This window comes from Kitasatospora sp. NPDC057595 (genome assembly GCF_042800875.1).
Lineage (GTDB): Bacteria > Actinomycetota > Actinomycetes > Streptomycetales > Streptomycetaceae > Kitasatospora.
Genome location: NZ_JBHVGL010000055.1, coordinates 1 through 4082 on the forward strand (window position 1 = coordinate 1; position 4082 = coordinate 4082).

4 protein-coding genes and 1 pseudogene are annotated in these 4082 nt (G+C 74.0%); 2 read left to right on the forward strand and 3 right to left on the reverse strand.

The window, feature by feature from the left end; all coding sequences use genetic code 11:
* Positions 1-109 precede the first annotated feature (109 nt).
* The 3 genes from ACFU9E_RS35285 to ACFU9E_RS35295 all read right to left on the reverse strand — a co-directional run bounded on the left by ACFU9E_RS35285 (position 110) and on the right by ACFU9E_RS35295 (position 2965).
* Positions 110-1327 (reverse strand): hypothetical protein, encoded by a 1218-nt coding sequence (locus ACFU9E_RS35285; protein WP_380689004.1) that lies wholly within the window; start codon positions 1325-1327, stop codon positions 110-112.
* 188 nt (positions 1328-1515) lie between these two features.
* The gene (locus ACFU9E_RS35290) at positions 1516-2286 is read right to left on the reverse strand and encodes a lysophospholipid acyltransferase family protein (protein ID WP_380689002.1); all 771 of its coding nucleotides are present in this window, start codon (positions 2284-2286) and stop codon (positions 1516-1518) included.
* A 253-nt stretch (positions 2287-2539) separates the two neighbouring features.
* The gene (locus tag ACFU9E_RS35295) at positions 2540-2965 is read right to left on the reverse strand and encodes a DUF4395 domain-containing protein (protein ID WP_380689000.1); all 426 of its coding nucleotides are present in this window, start codon (positions 2963-2965) and stop codon (positions 2540-2542) included.
* A gap of 265 nt (positions 2966-3230) precedes the next feature.
* Between ACFU9E_RS35295 and ACFU9E_RS35300 the strand changes: the two genes are divergently transcribed.
* Both ACFU9E_RS35300 and ACFU9E_RS35305 read left to right on the forward strand, forming a co-directional pair.
* A complete protein-coding gene (locus tag ACFU9E_RS35300) occupies positions 3231-3644 on the forward strand; it encodes a TlpA family protein disulfide reductase (protein WP_380688998.1) in 414 nt (137 codons plus the stop codon).
* A 342-nt stretch (positions 3645-3986) separates the two neighbouring features.
* Positions 3987-4082 (forward strand): annotated as a pseudogene (locus ACFU9E_RS35305) (electron transfer flavoprotein subunit beta); the annotation flags it as partial.

Consider the following 4082-nt stretch of genomic DNA (forward strand, 5'->3'; position numbering starts at 1 on the left):
GGTACTGCAGGGGGGACCCTGTGGGAGAGTAGGACGCCGCCGAACAAATTTTGAGAAGAACCCCCGCCGGATTACCGGCGGGGGTTCTTTGCGTTTACCGAAAATGTGCTCAGCTCGATGGTTGGGCGGTGCCCCAGCTGGGGCGGCTCTCCCCGTGGCCGGCGGTGTCGGTGATCCGGGTGGCGCCGGAGCCGTCGGCGCGCATGGTGTAGAGCTCGGAGGTTCCGCCGGCGGGGGCCTGGGCGAAGGCGATCGCGGTGCCGTCGGGCGAGTAGGAGGCGATGCCGTAGGTGGTGTCGGAGGGCCCGGGGGTGAGTGCTTCGACGGCGGTGCCGTCGGGGTGGACGGTGTAGATGCCGCCGCCGGGGGCGTTGTCCGGGCCGGCGGGGTAGGTGGTGAAGACGATGCGGCTGCCGTCGGGGGACCAGTTGGCGCGGTCGCCGGCCCGCAGTTCCCACGGGGTGAGGCGGCGCAGGCCGGTGCCGTCGGCGTTGACGATGTAGAGCGCGCGGCTGTTGGCGGGCTGGCCGGTGGCGCTGGTCCGGTAGGAGAAGACGAGCTGTTTGCCGTCGGGGGACCAGGCCGGGTCGGTGACGACGCCGGAGTACGGGGTGTCGTTGGTCAGGAAGGTGAGCCGCTGGGCGGTGGTGCCGTCGGGGGCGATCACGTAGAGGTCGCTGTACTGGATCTGCTCGCTCGTCGGGTCGGCGGCGCCCCAGCCGCGGGTGAAGGCGAGCTGTTTGCCGTCGGGGGACCAGGCGGGCATGGTCTCCGTCTCGTTGAGGCAGTCGGGGGCACCGGCCTCACAGAGTGAGCCCAGTTGGTGGACGTTCTGTCCGTCGGTGCCGGTGGTCCAGATCCGGCCGGGGGAGTCGCCGCCGGTGCGGTCGAAGGCGAGGGTGGTGCCGTCGGGGGACCAGGCGGGGTGGTCGTCGAGGGTCCGGTCGGCCGGCTGGGTGACTTGCCGGCGGGTCTTGCCGTCGGGGGTGACGGCGAAGATGGCGCTGGTGAGGCGGTCCTGGTCGAGGAAGGCCCGAGCGGCGATGAGGCCGTTGTGCGCCGGTGGGGCGGTGGGGGTGGCCGCGGCGGCGCCGACCACGCCCGCGGTGGCGTCGGCGACGGCGGGTTCGGCGGCCGGGGTCGGGGTGGGGGATTCGGCGCGGATCTCGCTGAGCGGGATGTCGCCGGGCTGGGCGCCGCAGCCGGTGAGCAGGGTCCCGGCGAGCAGGAGGCCCGCACCGGTGCGGTGGCGGGTGCGGGCCGTGGAGGGGCCGGAGCGATGGGGGGCGGGGGTGGTGGGGGAGAGCCGTGTCCGTGTGCGGGTCATCCGCGTCTCATCTCCGTCTTCGATCCGCCCGGCGCGGCCGGGCGTGAGCCCCCCGAAGGAGCTGTCACTGTGTCAGATCGGAGAGGGGCGGGCGGGGAGACACGCAACGGTCCGCGTCCGCCCGGGGACGGGGAGTCATCCGTTCGCGGGGCGCGGTCGGACCGGGTGGGCGCGGTAGGACCTGGCTGTCAGCCCCGGGCGGCGCGGCGTTCGGCCTTGGCGACGGCCTCCGCCTCGTCCTCGGCCTCGGCGGTCTCCAGGGTGGGCGCGGTGCCGCCGAGGTGGACGGGCAGCCACCAGGTGTCGTCGGGTCCGGCGGGCTTGCCGGGGTACTCGCGCTGGGCCCGGTCGAGCATCTCGGACATTGCGGCGCGCAGTCGGCGGGTGACCATGACGGGCTTGTCCTCGGGCGTCAGCACGATCGGTTCGCCGATCATGATGGTGACCGGGACGTGCCGCTTGGTGAGGGTCTTCGGACGGCCCTTGGTCCACAGCTGCTGGGTGCCCCAGAGGACGACAGGCAGCAGCGGGGCGCCGGAGTCGGCGGCCATCCGGGCGGCGCCGGTCTTGAACTTCTTCAGCATGAAGGAGCGGCTGATGGTCGCCTCGGGGAAGACACCGACCACCTCGCCGGCCCGCAGGGCGCGGACGGCGGCCTCGTAGGCGGGCTGGCCGTCGGTGCGGTCGACGGGGATGTGCTTCATGCCGCGCATCAGCGGGCCGGAGACGGCGTGCTTGAAGACGTCGTCCTTGGCCATGAAGCGGGTCTTGCGCTTGCCGCCGCGGTAGGCGCCGAGGCCGGCGAAGAGGAAGTCGAGGTAGCTGATGTGGTTGCTCACGAGCACCGCCCCGCCCTTGGCGGGGATGTGTTCGGCGCCGACGATCCTGATGCGCACGTCGAGTGCGCGGAAGACGGTCAGCGCGGCGCCGATCACCGGCGGGTACACGAGCTCTGCCACGGTCAGTCCTGACTTCGACGGGCCTGGGGCCCGGTACGACGGGGACCCGCGTGCCGTAGGTGGGGGCCGACCGGGGGCGCGGCACACCGCGGCGGCCACGGGCGATACACGGAGATGATCCCCCGAACGGGTACCCGCTGTCACCTGAGCCGAGCCCGTGGGACCCGATCGGGAGGTGTGATGTGCGTGATGAGCCCGGCCGGGAACTTTTCCCGGCCGGGCGTCCGGTCGGTTTTCTCCCGCCCGGGGCGGCTCAGGCGGCCAGGTCGGTCCGGGTGCGGGCGCGCAGGACCAGGAGGTACGCCTCGCAGCCGAGGCAGTAGCCGAACGCGGCGTTGAGGAAGGCGGCGGCCAGCGCGAACCCGGTGGCGAGCAGGCCGAGCCAGCCGACTCCGGTCAGGAGGGCGGCCGTGCCGACGGCGGCGAAGACCAGGCCGACCCCCTGGGCGAACCGCGGCGGGCGTTCGTCCTCGGTCTCGGCGGGTGGCGCCAGCCGGGGCCGGACCAGGGTGCGGTAGAGCCAGGAGTAGGGGGAGAAGCGCAGGCCGCCGAGGGCGCCGAGGGCGAAGACGAGGGTCTGGGCCGCGAGCAGCGCACCGCTGCCGGTGAGCAGGACGGCGATCAGGACGAGGGTGGTGAGGGCGGCGGCGAAACGCGGGCCGCGGGGGTCGATCTGCACGGGGACTCCGGGGCGGGGAGGGGCGACGGGGCGCGCGGCGACGGGGTCGCGCGGGCACCCGGGAGGGCCGGGGCGCGCGTCAGCGACAGCGCGAGGCCGTGGCCCGGCACAGGTCGACCACCCGGCGGATGGTCAGCAGCGGCTGTGCGGGGCGGTCGGAGTCCACGGGCCGATGGTACGCGGGGCCGGTGACACGGGTCGAGGGGGGTTGCGGGAGAGCCGGCCCCCGTCGCCGGCGTGGTACGGGGCGGAGCAGACTGGGGGGATGACCGGATTGGTGGTGTGTGTTGTCGTGCTCGTGGCCGCGAGCGCGTTCGGGCTGATCCGAGCGAAGCGTGACGGGAGGCTGAGGGTGCGGGAGCGGGACGGGGCGGTGCGGCTGTCGGCGGCGGAGCTGGGGGAGGCGCTCGGCGAGCGGGCGACGCTGGTGCAGTTCTCCACCGCGTTCTGCCAGCCGTGCCGGGCCACCCGGCGGGTGCTGGCGGAGGTGGCGGGGATGGTCGGCGGGGTGGCGCACGTCGAACTGGACGCCGAGGAGCGGTTGGAGCTGGTGCGGCGGCTGGAGATCGTCCGGACGCCGACCGTGCTGGTGCTGGACGCCGGTGGCCGGGTGGTGCGGCGGGCGGCCGGGCAGCCGCGGAAGGCGGATGTGATCGCGGCGCTGGGCGCGGCGGTCTGAGCCCGGCCGGGGTGTCCGGGGTGTTCGGGGCGGCCAGGACGGTGGGCGCCGGGGCGCGGGCGGGGGCGTGCGGGATGCTGCCGAGGTGAATCCGGCGGCACGAGGGCAGCCCCGTCTGGTGGAGCCCGGGCCGGCCTGGGGCAGGATGGCCCTGACGGGGCACCCCGGCCGGGGGTCCGGCGTAAGCTACTGGTGAGTAGTGACCGTCGGGCTACTGGCGGGTATGCTGCCAGCAAGTTCCGGACCGGCACGGGAACACGCTGCCGGGAGTGGGTGCGAGCCGTGTGCGCGCCCACGTGCACTGCCGCAGCCGCCGGACGAGACCAGTACAGGAGACAGGCCGTGAGCTTGAGGATCGTTGTCTGTGTGAAGTACGTGCCGGACGCGACGGGTGACCGTCGTTTCTCGGACGATCACACCACCGACCGGGAGGGCGTG

Excerpts from the sequence above, each read along its gene's own strand:
- ACFU9E_RS35285 (WP_380689004.1), bottom strand. The coding sequence starts at position 1,327 with ATGACCCGCACACGGACACGGCTCTCCCCCACCACCCCCGCCCCCCAT.
- ACFU9E_RS35300 (WP_380688998.1), top strand. The coding sequence starts at position 3,231 with ATGACCGGATTGGTGGTGTGTGTTGTCGTGCTCGTGGCCGCGAGCGCG.